The sequence below is a fragment of the Candidatus Melainabacteria bacterium genome (assembly GCA_003963305.1).
GTDB lineage: Bacteria > Cyanobacteriota > Vampirovibrionia > Obscuribacterales > Obscuribacteraceae > PALSA-1081.
Genome location: RXJR01000036.1, coordinates 101818 through 120151, shown reverse-complemented (window position 1 = coordinate 120151; position 18334 = coordinate 101818). Strand labels below are relative to the sequence as shown.

Here is an 18334-nt window from a genome sequence, read left to right as displayed (position 1 = left end):
GCTGCTTGCCTGAGATGTTTAGGAAGCAGTGCCTTACTATCTGCCTTTGACTGCCTTTGCTAGCAACGTCAGTCATTAACCAGAGATTTTACTGCTTCACTGAACACTTCCGTATGTCGGTCTATGTCACCGGCAGTAGTGGCGGGGCTGATTAATGCCATATTGTGAAATGGAGTCATCAGTATTCCCCGATTCAAGGCAAACAAGTGCATGTAGAGGTCCATGGGACCGTCGATTGCTGCTGCCGCTTCGCCGCCATTTCTTGGTGGTGTCTCTCTGAACCAGTATTCCGCTCGGCAGCCGAGTTGTTGCACGGTCCACGGGAGACTGAATTCACGAATTGTTTGCTGCACCCCGTCTGTGAATCTGGTCGCCAGCGGTATCGTTTTTTCATAGGCGGAGTCTGTTAAAACATGCTCCAGAGTCGCTCGGATTGCTGCCAGTGAAAGGGCATTGCCGGCCAGTGTGCCACCGATGCCGCTTGTATCTGACTCGTCTATGGGCGTGTTCTCTCGAATGCGCTGTGCTGTCTCTTCGCTAAATCCATACGCAGCTGCTGGAATGCCGCTGGCGATTGGTTTCCTCATAGTCAAAATGTCCGGAGTGAGAGAGTGCAGTTTCGTGTACCCGCCCGGTCCTGAGCACAATGTATGCGTCTCGTCGATGATAAGCAGTGTTCCTGTCTTTTCGGTAAGCTCACGTAAAGCTTGGTGAAAGCCTGGTTCGGGATGCACGATGCCGATATTGGTCATGACCGGTTCGGCTAGAACGCAGGCGATTTCTTTAGATGCGAGTGCTTGTTCGAGGGCTTTGATATCGTTGAATTCAATTACGGTCGTGGTCACAGACGGATCGACGGGCGGTCCGAGATTGCCTTTGCGCGGCACACCTTTGCCGTCTTGCAGAGTGATGAACGTTTCGTCTACAGTGCCGTGATAACACCAGTTGAAAACAAGGATTTTCTTGCGACCTGTGATTTTTCGCGCCAGTCTGATTGAAAATCGGTTTGCGTCTGTGGCGGTCATGGCAATTTGCCAGTATTTCAGCCCAAAGCGGCGAGTTAACTCTTTGCCTACCCAGAGCGAATCTTCAGTGGGAAGCATAAAAGTGGTGCCTTTTTTGATGCGCTCGATGATTGCATTTTGAGATGCTTCTGGTGCGTGTCCCGTCATCGCTCCTGTGTCGCCAAGGCACAGGTCGACGTAATCGTGTCCATCGATATCGGTGAAATGTGCACCTTTTGCTTTGTCGACGAAAATAGGAAAGGAGCCTGCCCACCTCACCATCCAGTTCATCGGTACGCCCCCAAGCAGATATTGCTTAGATTCTTCAAACAGAGCCTGGGATTTTGGATGTGATTCTTCGAACCTCTTTTGCTCTGCGGCAATCAGGTTTTCCAATCGATCTCGGTTAATTATCCTGCTTTTCTTTGATGCTGTTTCCACAGTCATTAATCTCCCATTTCAAGTTCGTCGAGTTCTTCGTTCATTACCCATCGATCGTACACAAGAGCCGTCGCCACTCCCTGTACCATAAAAACGGCAAATGGAACAATTAGAGTGAAACCAAGTGCGGTGCTGATTGCAAAGAAACAGAGATCGAGAATTGCCAGTGGAATCCAGATTCGATTTGTTTCTTTCCAGCTGCGCTTCATTGATTCGATCGGACCCAGACCCTGGTCAACGGCAAAGCAAGGCGCCAATTGAAACTTCAGGAAAATAACCGGGCTAACAATGGCTCCTATGACAGTAAATGACGGTAGTGCCGTCGCGATAGTCGATAGAATCAGCACCATAGCCGCTGAAAACATCTGAGGGAACGGTCGGAAGAGATGACCCAGATTCGTCTTTTCTTGTCTGGCAATGCGCAGGGTGGTGTAGATCCAACCGGCATAAAATCCACAGATGAACAGACCGGGAATGCCGACACCTATTACACTTGCGAGCCCAGCCTCCCTGGCGTGAAAGATAATTTTATCAATCAACAGACCAACGAAGGCACCTACTCCCATTATCGCTACTGGACCCAGAAGGGTGACGAACCAGGCGCTCAGCAAGGGGAAGATCTGCTGCACCGACATTGTGCTTGCTTCTTTTAGCAGTTCAAACGAAAACTGGCTGTTTTTTCGGACCTGAAGTTCCATTGTTCGTTCCTTCTATTTTCTGGCGCTATCTTACCCGATAATGCGGTGATACGTTGGAGCGGTCCGAGACTGACGGGCGGAAGTGAGCTGGACTAGAGTGTGCTGAGCCGGAGTGACCGGAATGAGATTGAACTGGACCCGCTTGACGGGGGCTTGAGTTACTTCGCATATGGCAGCGTGAATGTGAATCGGGCCCCGCCTGACGGTTCGTTGGTAGCGTATATAGTGCCCTTATGTCCAGCCACGATCAATCGACTGATTGCCAGTCCAAGTCCACTGCCCCCCTCTTTCGTTTGCTTGCTTTTCGGTGCGACTTCGAAGGCTGTAAAAATCTTGTCTACGTATTCAGGTGGAATTCCTGGTCCTTGATCGATGACACTGACCTCAACGTGCTCTTTCTGTTCAGAGGCTATTATTGATACGACGCCGTCAGGCTTGCAGTAGCGGATAGCGTTGGAGAGCAAATTGACTAGAAGCTGTGTGATTCGTTCTGCGTCGGCCTGCACGAAGGCACCGGTATCTCCTGCGCGGATGTGAATCTTACTTCTGGTTGCGTGTGCTAATACTTCTTGCTCCGCTTGTTTTATTATGCTTGTAAGGCTGTTTCGACCCATATTGAAATTCATTTGGCCGGACTGCAACTTCTCGAAATCCAAAAGGTCGGTGACCAGGCGTATCAATCGATCCAGACTGCGGGCTACCGTAGCAAAGATTGGCTGCGCTGATTCGGGAATTGCACCCATCTGCCCAGTTGTGCTTTTCGAGACCGTCTCCGATACCGACATCAGTGGCGATCGCAGTTCATCGCTGATCATCGCGATAAAATCTTCTTTCAGGTGCTCGACCTTCTTTTGTTCAGTAATATCGCTGACCACGCAAAATAAGCTCTGGTCCCCTTCCGACCAGAATGCAGACCATGATGTTTCGACTGTCTTTTTGTCTGCGGTCAATAGTCTCAATTCGAACGTGCTTGCTCCTTCCACGCTGCATGCCCTGGAGAGCTGTTCATCCGCTTTCAGCGCCTCATCAGCTGGAACGACGTCCAGTAACGTCAGCTTTGTCAACGTTTTGGGGGAATATCCGAGCAGTGATTGAGCGAAAGGGTTAGCCTTAACGAATGCTCCTTCGTTGGTAAGTGAGCAGATCAAGTTTGCTGAATTCTCGATAATGGCTTGCTCTCGTTGCTCCGCCTCCCTGATTGCCTGGTCCATGACGTGAAAAATTTGGTCGACTCGTGCCAGATCGTCATCACCACCAAGCGGAGTTTCAAGTGGTTGGCGACGCGAGAAGCGCTGCGCATTCGCTGTGATTAGTTGCACGAGTTTTCTGGCATTCAATGCGCAAAATACGGCCATGACCATAGTTGTCAGCACGCTGCATGCTGTGGCGGCCCAGACCACCATCAAAATGTCGATGCGTTTTTTGCCCTGAGATTTTCGCTCGTTCCTTGCGTTTTCTTCTGCGACGATTTTGTTTACGACTTCAGTTAGATCCCGTCCGCTTTTGAGAATACTTGGTGTGACGGCTTCGTGTTTATCGCCTTTTTCGCGTTCAATTTCCAGAAACTTGAATACGTCAAGTAGATGTCTACCGGTTCTCGCCAGTTCCACATCGTATTGGTGGTATTCGGGAATGTCTTTTAATTCACGGTGAACGTCTTCAAGGCGGTTTGCCAGCATTCTATTCTGCACGTCTGATCTTGCTTTGGTTCCGTCGAACGTTACAAAGGCCTCACCCAGCGAGCGGAATATATCACTGCTGATTAAATCGCATTGGCGCAGCAAGCCGCTTGATTGCGCTGATTTTGACAGAGACTCTTGCGCTTGAAAAATCCAGATCACTAGAAAAAGGGAAACGAGAAACTGAAAGAGGAGCGGTAAGCAGATGACGATCAGTCCCTGAGTCGAAAGTTTCATTGTTTGTCCTCTGGTTCGTCGAGGACAAATTTAGGAAACTGTACAAAGAAACGATTACCCTTGCCGTTGTCGGTCGATACTCCAATTGCACCCTTCTGAGCTTCAGTCAACACCTTGGCTAAGGCGAGATTGAGACTGGAGCGTCTGTCTCGGTTGAGATTGTTTTTGTGCGCTTGAAAGTACTTGTCGAAGATTTGCTCCCTTTCTTCATCTGGAATGCTGGGAGCCTGGTCGATGATGGAGACAGTCACCATGTCGCCGGATGAGCCGACTGTCACTGTTATGGTCTGACTGGGAGCAGAACGGGTGAGAGCGTTTTGAAGCAGGTTCGTCAGAACTTGCACGATGCGTCGCTCGTCTGCCAGAATCGACTCGTCTCTTCCGGGGGGCACGATGTGCACGTTTGCATCCCGCGCTTGAGTTTCAATTGTGCTTATTGATTGCAACGCAGCGTCCATCGCACTGACGCAGTTGAGTTCGAGGTGTGCCTGGGTCGACTCCATCCGCTCCAGGTCCAGCAATGACTGGATAAGGTCCATGAGCTGATCCAGACTTTGCTCCGATTTGGTCAGAGCTATCTTCAGATCTTCTCGCAATTCGCCGAATCTTCCTGCTGCCAGCGAAGACAGGTTTGCTGATACCGACATGAGCGGAGTGCGTAAATCGTGACTGGCAATTGCCAGCAGGCGCTGCTTGGCACGTTCAATTTTCCTTCGTGCGCTAATGTCGCGTAGAACGCAAAAGTAGTTGCCCTTCGTCGGGTTCCACCTGACTTTCCATGCGAACTCGCGCAATTCGCCATCTCCACACTTAAACTCGGATTCGAAGTCGTGCTCTATCTCCGTTTCTGTCGATTCGCTCAAGATTTTGCGTATGCGTACGGAATCTGTCTCTGGTAGTAAAGTCAGAATGGAGCGTCCAAGTACGTCATCAACACGGTAGAACCATGATCTCTCCACAGACTCGCCAATCGATACAATTTTGAATCGGGTATCTATACTGCACAGAACGTCGACGGATTTATTTAGAACAGCAAATTCTTTCTGGTGGGCATTTTCCACAAACTGCGCAGCTCGGTGCAGAGTGCGGTCCAGTTCATCGATTTCATCACCGCCCGATAGAGGCGGTGGGAGAGCTTTTCCAACCGCTATTTTCTCTGCATTCCCTTCAATAAGTTGGAGCCGTTTGCCAAAGCTCCTGTAGAAAATTAGAGCAGCAAGAAAAGTTATGAGGAGGCTGAAGAGAAAGGCTATTATGGCGGCACTGACGATTAACTGTCGTGATTTCTGTAATTCTGATGATTCAAGAGTCTCGATTGATGTTTCCACATCGGCTACACGTTTGAACAGCGGCTCGCTCTCCATGAGCAGATTGAATACATCGTTCTTAAGGGCAGATCCCTTTTTGCGAAGAGTAAGAGTCGGATCGTCGTAATTTTTCTTTGCTTTGTCGACCAGCTCGATTGCATGCTCGAACAGTGCTGGTGCCGTATCAAGAGCTTCCCGAACAGTTGGATGAATGTCAGCAGCTTTTTCCAGAACGGCTTTGGCTTGCTCGACTCTTCGCTTATCTTCTTCGAAAGCGGGTGGACTGGGGTCCGGCTGATAAATACACATGTTCGCCACATCGAAACCTGCCTCAGTGAGGTAGTTTTGCATAGTGTGATACTCAGACAGGATCTTTCTCGAATTTTGAAAGCGTTCTGATGTTTTGTCGGTTGTAACTAGTATTTGTGCGAGATAGGCTGTGGCTGCGATCTCGAAGGAGAGCGGTATCAAGATCAGTATGATAATTTTATGCCAGATGCGTAACTTCATTGTCTATTTTTTTTTCTTGCACCATATATAGTGCCATTTGCGAACAGTGAAATCAATTGCAGCTAGACGCACGCAGGTTGATAACGCTTGAGCCAATGCATCATTCCCCGGATTTCCCCGGTATAAGCAGCTGCGGTTTCGCTGTAAGCTAAGGGGCAAGTCGGACGTCAGGCGTCTGTTTCTTGTTTTCGTGATCACAATTTATTTCTGTTAAGACTGAGTGTTTGGCGGGAAAATTGGAAGAGAGGATTGACTGCCTTGGCTCGATACATTCAGACTCTTCTAAATTCGCTTCTCCCTATAGTTACTGCTTCAGCCTTCGCTGGAGCGGCTCTGGCATTGACGCCGCTCGATTATCAAACTGAGTCCCACATTTTCGATGCCCTGGAAAAGGCGCACGGCTTGATCTCGGCGGACCGATACAACGAGGCCAAACCACTGCTTGAGTCGGCTGCCAGGCATGACCCGAGTCGCTACTCGGGGACTCTGCACGAAAATCTGGCCATGATATATCGAGAGCTGGGTTACCCTGAGAAGGGAATTTTGCACGCTAAGATAGCTCAAAGTTACGGTGGGTCACCCGGCACCTTTTACACGATGGGTCTGTGCTACTCGGACATGGGGGAATTTAAGAAGGCGGAGGACGCCTTCCAACGCTTCATAATCGAAAGCCCGGATCAGCAATTCAGGCAGCAGGCTGCCGATATTATCCGTGACCTTCAGGATGACAGTCACAAAGTCAAGGCTGGACAGTCGAAGAAGCGGGATTACTTCGATGACATAGTCGAGAACAAAGAGGCGCAAAAGTGGAAGCAAGGTCTTCTTCCGCTGAAACTTTATATCGATTCTGGAAAGGGTGTGAAAAATTATCGTCCCAGTTATCGTCGTTTGATTCTGGAAGCTCTCGATGCGTGGTGCAGCGCTTCGGGCAATAAGCTGTCTTACAAGCTTGTGAACGATAAAGCACAAGCTGATGTCGTGGTCGAGTGGGTCGGACAGGCGATCAGTACAGTCCAGAAAGACCGTAAACGTGACGCTGCCGGTTTGACGACGTGCGACACCGATGATAAGCAGATGATTTCGCATGCCCTGATTCAAATTGAAACTTACGATTTTGACCACAGCGCACAGGCTGCCGACAGTAAGATTAAAAGCGCATGTTTGCATGAAATTGGACATGCGATAGGCGTTGGGCATTCCCCATACGTCAAAGACATCATGTACTTCAAACTGACGCCGCGTCAGCTGTTTTCTCTTTCTCCGCGCGACCGAGCAACCGCTGCTCGGCTGTATCAAGACTATCCAGTTGTCACTCTCGTGACCGGCACGTCAAGCCTGCCGCCTGAGTGTTTCGCCCAGCCGACGCTGCCGCCGGGGGCTCTGCGATATCCTCCCATACCCCCGTCATTCTTCGCGCAGCCACCCCTGCCGCCTAAGAAGGACAGTTCAGATTCTGCTTCGGATGTGTCGACCAGTTCGTCGCACTCATCCAATGCCAGCTTGTTCGCTCAACCGACCGCACCAAAAACGTCCGGTACCACCAGATTACCGTCCGTACTCTTTGCTCAGCCGAGCTTGCCACCGCCGAAAAGCTCGATCGGAGGCAAGCAGAACAGGTCCGTTCCGAAGGCAAACAAGACTGTGAATAGACTGGAGTCGCCAGCTAATCTGTTCGCTACGCCGTCTTTACCACCCCGGCAAAAATGAGTTGGCTGCCCGGACCAAGTTTAAGTTTGAGTCTCGATGAAGGTTTACAGTTTCAGCTTAGATGCCTGGAGCCTAAAGAATTATAGTTTCAGCGTCTTAGGGGGCTTATAGCCCAGGTCAGCCACCATCTTTTCGTCTTTCTCCGCAGATTGCGGGTCTTTCAGTTGTCGATAGACTTTAGCGCGCAAAAAGTAGGCATCTCCTGCGCGGGGTGACATCTCCACTGCTTTATTGCAATCTGCCAGTGCTTCCCGATATTGCTGCAGTGCGATTTCGGAGAGGGCTCGGTTCAGGTAAATATCTGGAATTTCGGGGCGGAGCTGTGCTGCCTTGTTGAAATCGGCAATCGCTTCCCGATTTCGACCCATGCCACTGTATATGATGGCACGACTGTTATACGATTGAGCGAAACTGGGATCCACTTCAATAGCCTTATTTACAGCGGCTAAAGCCTCCTTGTCGCGCTTCAGTTTTCGCAGCGCCTGGCTTTGTAATTCGTAGACAGACGCTTGTGTGCTGTTTATTTGAATGGCGTGTTCGATGTCGCTAAGAGCTTTATCTGGCTTATTGGATATGATGTAGGCGTTGGCGCGCACTTCCCAGGCACTTAAATCTTTACTGTCTTGTTTCAGGGCTTTATCTGCTTCTGAGATGGCTTCGTCCAATTTGCCCTGCCAGAGGAGCGTCTGCGCTTTGCCTGAATGAGCGCCTGGTGTTTCGGGAGCGATCGCGAGAGCCTTATTGAAATCTGCAAGTGATTCGTCGAAGCGCCCGAGTTTTTCGTAGCTCAGTCCGCGACCGACGAGAGACCTTGCGTCTTTGGGATTTTTCTTGATGTTGTCCGAGTACATCTTCAAATCGCTGGCTAAATCTCCCTTGACCGGAGCACCAGCTGTAGTCTGTTGGCTGGAGTGGTTGGAGTCGTCTTGATGAGATGTTGGCACATCTGCTGAAGTCGACTTGTTTTCATGAACCGAGCAGCCACCACTGAGACACAGCATGATAGCCGACAGGGCAAAACTTTTTGTCTTGGAATGCATATGGATTGAACCTTTGTCAGCGCGCGATGCTCTTTGACTCGCTGTAGTCTTTGTTGTTCAGTTGTGCTGCTTTTATCACATCGGGAGAAATCTTTTCTACGAATTGGGCTATACGGCTTAGAGCGATTTCGATTTTCTCGATACTGGTGGCATAAGAACAGCGAATGTGACCTTCTCCGCCTTCACCAAATGCGGTGCCTGGAACAACTGCTACTCTTTCTTCGTAAAGCAGTCTTTCGGCAAACTCTTCGCTCGATAGTCCTGTGGCTCTGATGCTTGGGAATGCATAAAATGCTCCTGCCGGCAAATGGCACTTAAGCCCTATTGAGTTCAATCCATCCACGATCAAGCGTCGTCGTTGATTGTACTGTGCAATCATATCTTCGACTGCGCTTTCTGCATTTTTAAGAGCTTCTAGGGCCGCTTTTTGAGCGTTTATTGGTGCACATAACGCAGTGTAAGAATGAATTTTCATCATTGCCGTCAGCACTTCCGGTGGTGCGCAGGCGTAGCCGATGCGCCATCCGGTCATGGCGTAAGATTTTGAGAATCCGTTCAAAGTGATGGTTCGCGACATGGCATTTTTCAATGATGCAACGCAAGTGTGTTCGCCTTCGTATGTGAGACGATCGTAAATTTCATCGCTGACGATAAAAAGATTGTGTTTCGTCGCGAAATCGACAATCTCCTGCAACGCCTGGCGAGGCATTGTTGCGCCCGTAGGATTGGATGGGAATCCGAGGATGATAGCCTTGGTTTTCGGTGTCAATTTCTGCTCAAGTTGAGCCGCCGAAACGCGGAAATTATCTTCGCTTCTGGTTGCTACGCCGATTGGTTCTCCTCCTGCCAGCGCAACGCAAGGGCGATAGGAGACGTAACAAGGTTCCGGCACCAGTACCTGATCGCCTGGATCCAGTATGGCTCTCATGACCAGATCCATCCCCTCGGAGACACCTACGGTGACAAGGATTTCGTTTTCCGGGGAGTATCTGGCACCATACTTTTCTTCAAGATGTCTGCTGATCTCCTGGCGCAACTCCAGCAAGCCATAGTTGGAAGTGTATGTCGTCTGACCTTTTTCTATGGAGTAGATGCCCGCCTCGCGAATGCCCCACGGCGTCACGAAATCCGGCTCGCCTACTCCCAGCGAGATTACGTCATGCATTTTTGCGGCAATGTCGAAAAATTTTCGAATGCCGCTTGGAGCTAGTTCCCGAGCAATTTTGGAGAGTGCTGGAGCTTGTTTTGAGTTGTCGCTGCTCATTGGTTCTCCCCAGGCGGCTTCTGTTAATGGCACAGAGGCAGTGGATTGACAGTCCTCACACTCAAGGCGTGACTACAAGTCGCGTGTCTTCTTCGTTATCAACGAAAACGACCTGGTCTTCTTTATATCTGCGCAGTAGGAAATGTGTCTCGGTTGCCATGACGCCTTCAATGGGAGCAAGTTTTTCCGCGACAAATCGACCAACTTCGCGGATGTGGGCTCCTTCGACAGCTACGCGCAAATCGTAACCACCCGAGACCAGCCAGAGGCTCTGAACTTCTGGGAATCGATATATGCGCTCCGCTACTTTATCAAAGCCGACTTCTCTGGCGGGATGCACTTTCACGTCGATAAAAGCAATTACCTTTTCAACACCTGCTTTTTCCCAATCGATGATGGTTTTGTAGTTCTTGATCACTCCGGAACGTTCGTACCGGGCTATTGCTTCTTTGACTTCTTCGATAGAACGGCCAAGCATCTTAGCGATCTTCTCTGGAGAAGTTCGCGCGTCGCGGGCAAGAATTGTCAAAATTTCGTCGGGTTCTTCTGGCGGCATAGGCTGATAGTTTAGCACTATCAGCCTATTTCGACGCGGATATCGGTCTACCAGTCGATTATTGACTATTTACGTTAGCGGCGGCGGAACAGTCCCCGTCTGCCTTGGCTATAGTACGTCTGGTAGGTTTGTACGCTGTTGTTGCACGCATTGTATGGCGAACATGTCTGCTGGATCGGTTGCGCTGGCTGAGCGGGTCGGTAAACTTCCGTTACCGGTCTTTGTTCAACGGGTCTCGATTGGACGGGACTCGATTCGACAGGCTTGACTTGAGCTGCGGCTCTTTGCGCGATGGTTTCATCGATTTGCTTGCCGAGCAGAGGCGCAATATCGCCAGGGTTTCCGTAATTAGCGAATTTGGCTGACTCTGGTTGCAGCTTACCGTTCGCATCTTTGTTTACATGAAACACAGTCATCAGGCTCTCGTCATTGGTGCCGTTGCGTTTGTTATGGTTTTCCAACACCGAGGCTGCGTAGGCGCCGAGTGGAGATTTCGCGTCGGTTGTGTCTCTGTCCACATAGACTACGACCGCTTTTCCATCTTTGCTGGCATCTGCAGCGGCCTGGATTGCTTCTTTGTCTTTGCCTGTTGCCATAATCAGGACTACTGGTTTGTTTTGCTCCGCTGCTGTTTTCAGCGCATCTGCATAATTCTCTTGAGTGTACTTGAAGCGTGTGTCAGCTGGTTTTTCCTTTTCGCTTTCCTCCACTTTTGATTCTTTCGGCTCAGCCGGTAAGTCGGTTTCGGTACGTACTCTCTCCTCTTGTTCAGTCTCTTCCGTCAGTTCGGATGGATCGATGAGCGGTTTTGGCTTTCCTGCCTCTGGTTTCTGTTCTTCCGGTTTTGGATCGTCTACCCGGGGACCTTCCAACTTCGGACCTTCTAACTTCGGCGCATCGGAGTCGGGTCCTTCGGTTTTTGGTCCAGCTGGTTTGTTTAAGTTCAGTCCTTCCAGTTCAATTGGCTGCAACCAGGGTGCCAATTTATTTGGTGCGTCTGCATTTGGTTTTCCAGCTTCAAGGTGTGGAAACTTGGGAGTTACCGGACAGACTCCATCTTTGCATTCAGGGTCTTCTTGCGTTTCTGCAGGTTTTGCAGTTTCTGCAGGTTTTGCAGTTTCTGCAGGTTTTGCAGTCTCGGCTGGTTTTGCAGCTTCTGCGGGTTTTGCAGTTTCAGCTGGCTTTGCAGTTTCGGCTGGTTTTGTAGCTTCTGCAGGTTTTGCAGTCTCTACAGGTTTTGCAGTTTGCGTCGGCTTGGCGGCTTCTTCCGGTTTGGCCGCTTCTGCTGGTTTGGCAGCTTCCGCTGATTTGGCTAGCGCCTCATTGGGCTTTTTTTCAGGTTCTTTGTTTGCCTCTGCTTGTGAAGGTCTGAAGGTATCGTTGACGTGTCCTGCTTTGCCTTTCGCAAATTTTTCGATATCAGCCTGAGTCATGTCACTGCTGAAGGTGGCACTAGAAATCTCTTTCTTTTTGTCCTCCAAATATTGCAGCGCTTTCAAATTTTCGTCGGCTTTCTGCTTCGCGTCGTCGCGAAGAAGACCAGCAGCTGAGGCTTTTGCGTAGAAGTCTTTTGCTTCGGTTATTTCTGCTTGTGATAACCAACCGTTACGATCACTGTCGACGGCGGCGAAATTTTCACGAGCATACTTTGCCGCAGCTGCAGATTTGGTTTCTTCGTCACGTGCTGCTTCTTCCTTTCGCACATAGCCGGCCATGCTGCTTAGCGAAATTTCGCTGGTGGAGCCTCGTCCGCTCGCGCTGGATAGGTCGTTGAATCTAGAGCGCATTTCCTGAAGTAGTCGTTTTTCATCATCAGAGAAAGAGTCTCTCCATTTTGGTGTGTCGAGAATTTTATTGAGCTCGCTTCTTGATACTTTTCCGTTCCCATCGAGATCCAGTTCGCGCTGATGATCGACCATGTATTTGATCATCACTTCCGACGTGTGCTCGCCGCGAGACATGTCGATTTTTCCTTTTTGCGAGGCTGATGCATCAGCAATCTTATCGTCGATTGTTGGGATATGCTCGAGGTTTCGTGGATTGGCATGTTTTGTGGCGTTTGCCTGAATGTCTTTGAGTGTGGCATCATTCCAAAAGCTGTCGTTTTCAGCCGTACCAACCTGGTCGCGATGTGACTTCAAGTACTCGAGGGACTCTTTCTGATCTTTCAAGTTCTTTGCTGCTTCTGGAGTAACTAGACCGGGCATTGCCAGAGCTCGATCCGCAAAGTTTATACCTTTGTCGATTTCTGCCTCAGAGAGAAACCCGTTCTTATCTGTATCGATTGCGTTGAATTTATCCTGGCTTCCCAATTGACCGAGCAGTTTTTGTCCACTTTGATAGGCTTCGTATTTGGTATCAGCTCCCTTGGCATAAGTGTTTAGCTTAGTGCTGGTAATATCCGCAGTCTTTCCTCTGTAGCTAGGTCCTACGTTACCGATTTCTTTTGAGTTGGCGAGAAGGTAAGCGGCCATTTCGCGTTGAAATGGATCGAGTGAAGACATCATTTTCTTGTCGTTCAGTACGTGTTGAAGTTCGCCTGCGGAAATGCTTCCGCTGCCGTTTAAGTCGAGTGCCTTGAAATTCTTTTGACCAAAATCGACAGCCAGTTTGGGAAGGTAGCCCTGCTCCTGGCAGCGTTTTGTAAGAGCCGTCAGAAATTCTTTGTTTGACTCTGTTGCTCCGCCTGGCTTGTTCATCTCGTCGTGAATCTGTTTCAAGGCACCCTGGGTGTTGTCTTGACTGAGTTGCGTCATCACGCGGTCTACAGCTTGTGGAACGTCATTGTCATTCGGCTTCGTCATTTAAAAATCCTCCAGCGAGCGCCATCGTCTCGAGCATGAAACGAGAGTAATTTCCAAATGTGGCCTTTGTGTACCTTTACATCCTGGTGTCAAAAAGCGAAATTAACTGCAAAGTCCAATCGAGCAGACTTTGACCAAGTTAATCCAGCTCGCGATAGGGGTTGGCTAATTCATCTCTTCGTTTGTGCTTTGTTTAAAGCCCATCAGCCGATTCATAAATGAATCCCAGGCTTCGTCCATGTGATCGTCTGCAAGTTCCTTCAGGGCCTGCGCCTGGTCTGTAGCGGCTCGATTCTCTTTCAAATCGCCGTGTGCGACCTTCTCTAAATACGATTTTTCGTTGCGAGTCAAATTCAGTTTGTCGGCATTTTCTGCTACTTGCAAAACGCGCTGAGCGATCAGCGGGTCTAGCCATGAACTGCCTGAGTTGACAGTGCGAATTGCTACCTCAAGTTTTGCTTTGCTGAAACCATCCTTGATTATGTATCCGTTTGCACCGGCTTGAAATGACGCGAACATATCTTCGTCTGAATCATGTGAAGTGAGCATTATTGCTTTCAATGATGGCAGTTTCTGTTTAACTGTCTTCGTCACTTCGATGCCGTCCACTTTGGGCAATCCAATATCGACCAGAGCCAAATCAGGCGGGCTGGCCAGTATCTGGTCGATGGCGGTGGCTCCGTCGGCTGCTTCGCCGACGACTTTGAAACCGCTGATTCCATTGAGGGCAACTGACACAGCTGAACGAATCAGTTCGTTGTCTTCGACCAGGTATATAGAAATAGTGTCGTCAGACATCAGTGCCTCATGTGTTTGAAGTGGTAGAAATCATGATAGTAGATTCAATTTCTTGACGAACTTTATCAAATGCAGCTACTAGTTTCTCGAAAAGTTTACGCGCTTCCGACCAATTTTGGGCGCGTGTTTCATCTCCAATCTGTTTACTCAGTGTTGCCATCTCATGCATTGAAATGGTCGAGCAATAGCCTTTCAACTCGTGTGAGTTGGCTTTTGCCTGGGCGCTGTCGGCCGCTGCTATAGCCTTGTCAAGCTTGTCTAAGATTGCCGGTGTTCCTTCTGCAAACATTGTCAGCAGTCTGCATGCGCTTTCCCAGCCAAAATTGGCTGTAAGCATTTCAGTGTCGAGTGCTTTTTCGCTTGATTGTGCTGACGGCTGCGGCACTTTTGTGGCGTCTTCAGAGATTAGATTGGTACTGCGGGACGAGCGTTCCAGTTGGAAACGTATGTCGTGCGTCTTGAAGTCAACCAGTCGATCTGGAAGCAGTTTGCTGAGTAGATGTAGCAGTCCATCGATTGTCACTGGTTTGGCTACGTATTCGTCCATTCCCATGGCCAGGCACTCTTCTCGGTCGCCCTCCATAGCATTTGCTGTCATGGCAAGGATGATCGGTGTAGTCTTCAACTGATCACCGAGGGCACGGATCTGACGAGTTGCTTCAAATCCATCCATGACAGGCATTTGACAGTCCATGAGAATAACGTCGAATTCTTGTTTCTTGACGAGATCCACCGCTTCTTTTCCGTTGCTGCAAATCAACGCTGACAGACCCAACTTCTTCAATTGTAGATTGGCGACTTCTTGATTTATAGGATTGTCTTCGACGATAAGAACTCTCAATGTCGGGTCGAGTGACTGCTCCTTCTTTCCATCTCCCGGTCCGCGGCTGAACGGTGAGAGCTTTTTGCCGTTTGAAAGATCATCGAGGCATTGAAGCAACTGTGTTTGTTTGAGTGGGCGAGTTAAATAGGCGGAGAATCCGGCTTTCAGTGCATCTTCGCCGAGGGCGGCCTGGTCGAAGTTGGTTAGCAATATGCCGAAGAGTTCGAGCTGATTGACGAGTTTTGCCAGGTCTGAAGGCACAGTGGTTCGATCGAGATTGTTCGGATCAACATTGATCAGTGCAAAATCGTAGATGCTGCCGTTCTTTCGAGCGCGCTCGACTTCCAAGATTGCTTCTTTTGCATCTGCGGCGCTGCCAAATCCCATACCGTAATGTGTGGTGAATTTTCGCAGATGCTCCAATTCCCTATGCGTGAAGTTAACGGCAAGAATCCGGCCAGTTGGATTGAAGGTTTCTTTGGGTTGATTTTCGCTCAAAGTGACCGGTAGCTTGAACCAGAATGTCGAGCCCTTGCCCTTGGCGCTGGTTACTCCAATTTCCCCACCCATCAGTTCGACCATCAGCTTCGAAATCGCCAACCCTAATCCAGTGCCACCATTTGTAGTGGCGGCTTTATCCATGCCCTGAGAAAACGGCTTGAATAATTTTTGCATGGTGTCGGGTGCGAGCCCTGAGCCGCTGTCTTCAATGGCGAATCTGAGTGTGTTTTCCGCATTTGGTTCATTGTAGACACTGATCAGAACATAGCCGTGGTCTGTGAATTTCACGGCATTGCTGCCAAGATTGAGCAGGATCTGCCGCAGTCTGGTCGGGTCTCCTATGATTACTTTTGAAACTGTCGGTTCGACAAAGGTAATCAAGGAAATATCTTTGAGACGCGCCGGTCCGCCAAGGATTTCGGCTACTCCCTCGATTAACTCGAGTACGTTCACTTCAGTGCTTTCGAGGGGAAATCGTCCTGCTTCCATCTTCGAGAAGAGCAAAATGTCGTTGACGACATTGAGCAGTGCACCCCCCGCACTTTTAATCACCTCGACAAACTTGCTTTGCTCGGCGTTCAAGCTGGTGCGCCGTAACAAGTCGCTCATGCCGATGACAGCGTTCATGGGGGTTCGAATTTCGTGGCTCATATTGGCTAGAAATTCGGCTTTGAATCGTGCCGCTGCCAGGGCTTCGTCACGAGCTTTTACGAGCTCTTCATTCAGCTTCTTGATTTCAGTGTTGGCGGTGAATCGTTCAATCGAATAAAGCAGCGCTCGGCTGAGCCAGTTGGAGTTGAGATCTCGCTTAACCAGGTAGTCTTGAGCGCCCAGTTTGACGGCTTCTAAAGCGACAGCATGCTCATCGAGTCCTGTGAGCACGACAATGGGAATATTATCGGTCTCTTTGCGCACCGTCAAAAATGTATTCAGGCCCTGGCTTTCGTGCATGGATAAATCAAGCAAGAGCACGTCCACGCCGCCTTTCTTCAAGCGCTGCAGTCCGTCTTGAAGGTTGTGGATGCACTCGACGACAAATTTGCCTACTTCGCTGCTGTTTAAAAGCTGCTGTAGCACCCGTGCGTCATCGGGATTGTGGTCGATGATTAGTACGTTAATAGCGGTGCTCATCGCCTGCTGCTCTCATTCAATTCTTCGTTCGATGGGTAAGGGGAGGCGCCGTGAGCACCTGGATAACGAAGATATGATTGCTTTCAATTAGTAAGCCTGTCAGAATCTTTCGATTCTTCGTGATAATTTGGTTCGCGTCACAATGCTCATGCCCCGAATTTGCCCTAAAATAACTCTCCTCAGAACCCCCAAAATTAAGATACTTCGAGCCGTTAAATGGGCAGTTATCAATTATCTTTCCGCCGTTTAGACAACAACATATGAATGACAGCCAGAAAAGTTTTGCGGAACTAGGCGCTGAAGCGTTCCAAGAGGGGCGCTACAGTGAGGCCGAGAACTTCATGCATGCTGCTCTGAGAGAGGTCGAAGACACTGGCGATGAGCTCGAAATCGCAAATGTCCTGGACAATCTGGCTGAGATTTATTTTGAGCAGGGCAAGTACGATAAGGCGGAACCTCTTTACGACCGCTCTCTGACGATTCGAGAGCGGCTGTTGCCGAGCCTGCATGAAGACATCGTTGCCAGTTTGAATAATCTATCGGCACTTTATTTCTTTCAGGAGCGTTACGCCGAGGCGGAACCGCTTTGCAAGCGCCTGCACAACGTTTATATGTATGCGCTTGGTGCTGAGCACCCTGAGGTGGCAGCCAGCCTGGCCAATTTGGGGCTTGTCTATGCCGGTCAGAAACAATATGAAGAGGCTGAGAAAGCGTATAAGCGCTCTTTGATAATTTTAGAGAAAGCAGTTGGCTTTAAACATTCCGAGGTTGGAATCGGTCTCAGCAATCTGGCCAAACTTTACCAGGACCAGGGAAAGTACCAGCAGTCGCGCTTCTTGTGGGAACAAGCACTGGCGATTCTGGAGGGTAGTCTGGGCAAAAACAGCGCTGAGTTGAGCGAAGTTATCCGCAATCTCATGCAAGTTTGCACCGAGCTGAATGATAAGAAAGCTGTGGCCAATTTGGAATTGAGACTGCTCGAGCTGGAAGAAAAATCTATCGAACCTAGCGATGCGGAAGTATTGCAACGCATGTCCAGCCTGGCTAAATTCAACGCGGCTAGAGAAAAATACTCAGAGGCGAAGAACCTCTACAAACGTATCCTGTCGATAAAGACACGCATCCTCGGCGAGCGCCATCCTGTTGTCGCAGTAACGATGGTAGAACTAGCCGACGTGCATGAAGCTGACGGCGAGCCGGATAAGGCTGAGGAACTCTACAAGGACGCCCTGGCCATTTATGAGAAACGTTTGCCTCCGTCGCATCCGGATAATGCAGTGACGTTGCAAAAACTGGCTCACCATTATTCTCATGCCAGTCAGTATGCGCAGGCTTCAGTACTCTGGGAACGGCTGCTGTCGATACGTCAGAGTGAGTCTCCTCAGAATAATCAGGAGTTGTTGATTTGCCTGAAAAATTTGGCGCAGTCTCGTTATCTCGAGAATAATTATTCCGCCGCCGAACTTCTGCTCAAGCGTTTGATCGGACTGCTGGAGCCGTCTCACGCCGTCGTCGACACAGACATCGCTACATGCTTTTTCTATCTTGCTGAAATTTTGCGACGCAAGCAAAAGTATGACGAGTCGGAGATTTATTACCTGCGCGCTATCGACGGACAAACCAAGGCTCTTGGCGCTGAGGCCACTGTGGTCGGACAAATGCTCGAGTGTTATGCCAAACTCCTGGAAGAAACGCATCGTCAGGAATCGGCCAATCACATTCGTCAGTGCGCTGACGCAATTCTTTCAAAGAACGCCGCAGCAATTACCAAGTAGCCAATTGAACCGTGAACCGAAAAAGACGACAGTGGATTAACTGTTGATTAGACGGCAAT

General features: G+C 49.6%; 12 protein-coding genes. 2 read left to right on the top strand and 10 right to left on the bottom strand.

The annotated features are described in order from the left end of the window. Positions 1–68: 68 nt before the first annotated feature. The 4 genes from EKK48_30640 to EKK48_30625 all read right to left on the bottom strand — a co-directional run bounded on the left by EKK48_30640 (position 69) and on the right by EKK48_30625 (position 5876). On the bottom strand, positions 69–1451 hold the full coding sequence (locus EKK48_30640; protein RTL34937.1) for an aspartate aminotransferase family protein: 1383 nt from the start codon (positions 1449–1451) through the stop codon (positions 69–71). Beyond that, a complete protein-coding gene (locus EKK48_30635) occupies positions 1451–2143 on the bottom strand; it encodes a hypothetical protein (protein RTL34936.1) in 693 nt (230 codons plus the stop codon). Before EKK48_30635 ends, EKK48_30640 begins: the two co-directional genes overlap by 1 nt. 158 nt (positions 2144–2301) lie before the next feature. After that, complete coding sequence (locus EKK48_30630; protein RTL34935.1) at positions 2302–4059, bottom strand: PAS domain S-box protein; 1758 nt, start codon at positions 4057–4059, stop codon at positions 2302–2304. Further along, positions 4056–5876: a PAS domain S-box protein gene (locus tag EKK48_30625; protein ID RTL34934.1), complete on the bottom strand. Its 1821-nt coding sequence runs from the start codon at positions 5874–5876 to the stop codon at positions 4056–4058. Before EKK48_30625 ends, EKK48_30630 begins: the two co-directional genes overlap by 4 nt. 258 nt (positions 5877–6134) lie before the next feature. Between EKK48_30625 and EKK48_30620 the strand changes: the two genes are divergently transcribed. Continuing rightward, on the top strand, positions 6135–7583 hold the full coding sequence (locus tag EKK48_30620) for a matrixin family metalloprotease (protein RTL34933.1): 1449 nt from the start codon (positions 6135–6137) through the stop codon (positions 7581–7583). An 80-nt stretch (positions 7584–7663) separates the two neighbouring features. On the opposite strand, the gene EKK48_30615 is transcribed toward EKK48_30620, so the two are convergent. The 6 genes from EKK48_30615 to EKK48_30590 form a co-directional block, all read right to left on the bottom strand. Further along, positions 7664–8623, bottom strand: a complete 960-nt coding sequence (locus EKK48_30615) for a tetratricopeptide repeat protein (GenBank protein ID RTL34932.1) — start codon at positions 8621–8623, stop codon at positions 7664–7666. Between the two features lie 16 nt (positions 8624–8639). Then, positions 8640–9887 (bottom strand): aminotransferase class I/II-fold pyridoxal phosphate-dependent enzyme, encoded by a 1248-nt coding sequence (locus EKK48_30610; protein ID RTL34931.1) that lies wholly within the window; start codon positions 9885–9887, stop codon positions 8640–8642. A 61-nt stretch (positions 9888–9948) separates the two neighbouring features. Next, a complete protein-coding gene (locus tag EKK48_30605; protein ID RTL34930.1) occupies positions 9949–10443 on the bottom strand; it encodes an Lrp/AsnC family transcriptional regulator in 495 nt (164 codons plus the stop codon). A 74-nt stretch (positions 10444–10517) separates the two neighbouring features. Beyond that, positions 10518–13247, bottom strand: a complete 2730-nt coding sequence (locus EKK48_30600; protein ID RTL34929.1) for a hypothetical protein — start codon at positions 13245–13247, stop codon at positions 10518–10520. 165 nt (positions 13248–13412) lie between these two features. Beyond that, positions 13413–14045, bottom strand: a complete 633-nt coding sequence (locus tag EKK48_30595) for a response regulator transcription factor (GenBank protein ID RTL34928.1) — start codon at positions 14043–14045, stop codon at positions 13413–13415. Between the two features lie 7 nt (positions 14046–14052). Next, complete coding sequence (locus EKK48_30590) at positions 14053–16500, bottom strand: hybrid sensor histidine kinase/response regulator (GenBank protein ID RTL34927.1); 2448 nt, start codon at positions 16498–16500, stop codon at positions 14053–14055. Between the two features lie 260 nt (positions 16501–16760). Here EKK48_30590 and EKK48_30585 point away from each other — a divergent pair, with 260 nt between their 5' ends. Then, entirely contained in the window at positions 16761–18275 is a 1515-nt protein-coding gene (locus EKK48_30585) for a tetratricopeptide repeat protein (GenBank protein RTL34926.1), read from the top strand. The last annotated feature ends 59 nt before the right edge of the window (positions 18276–18334 follow it).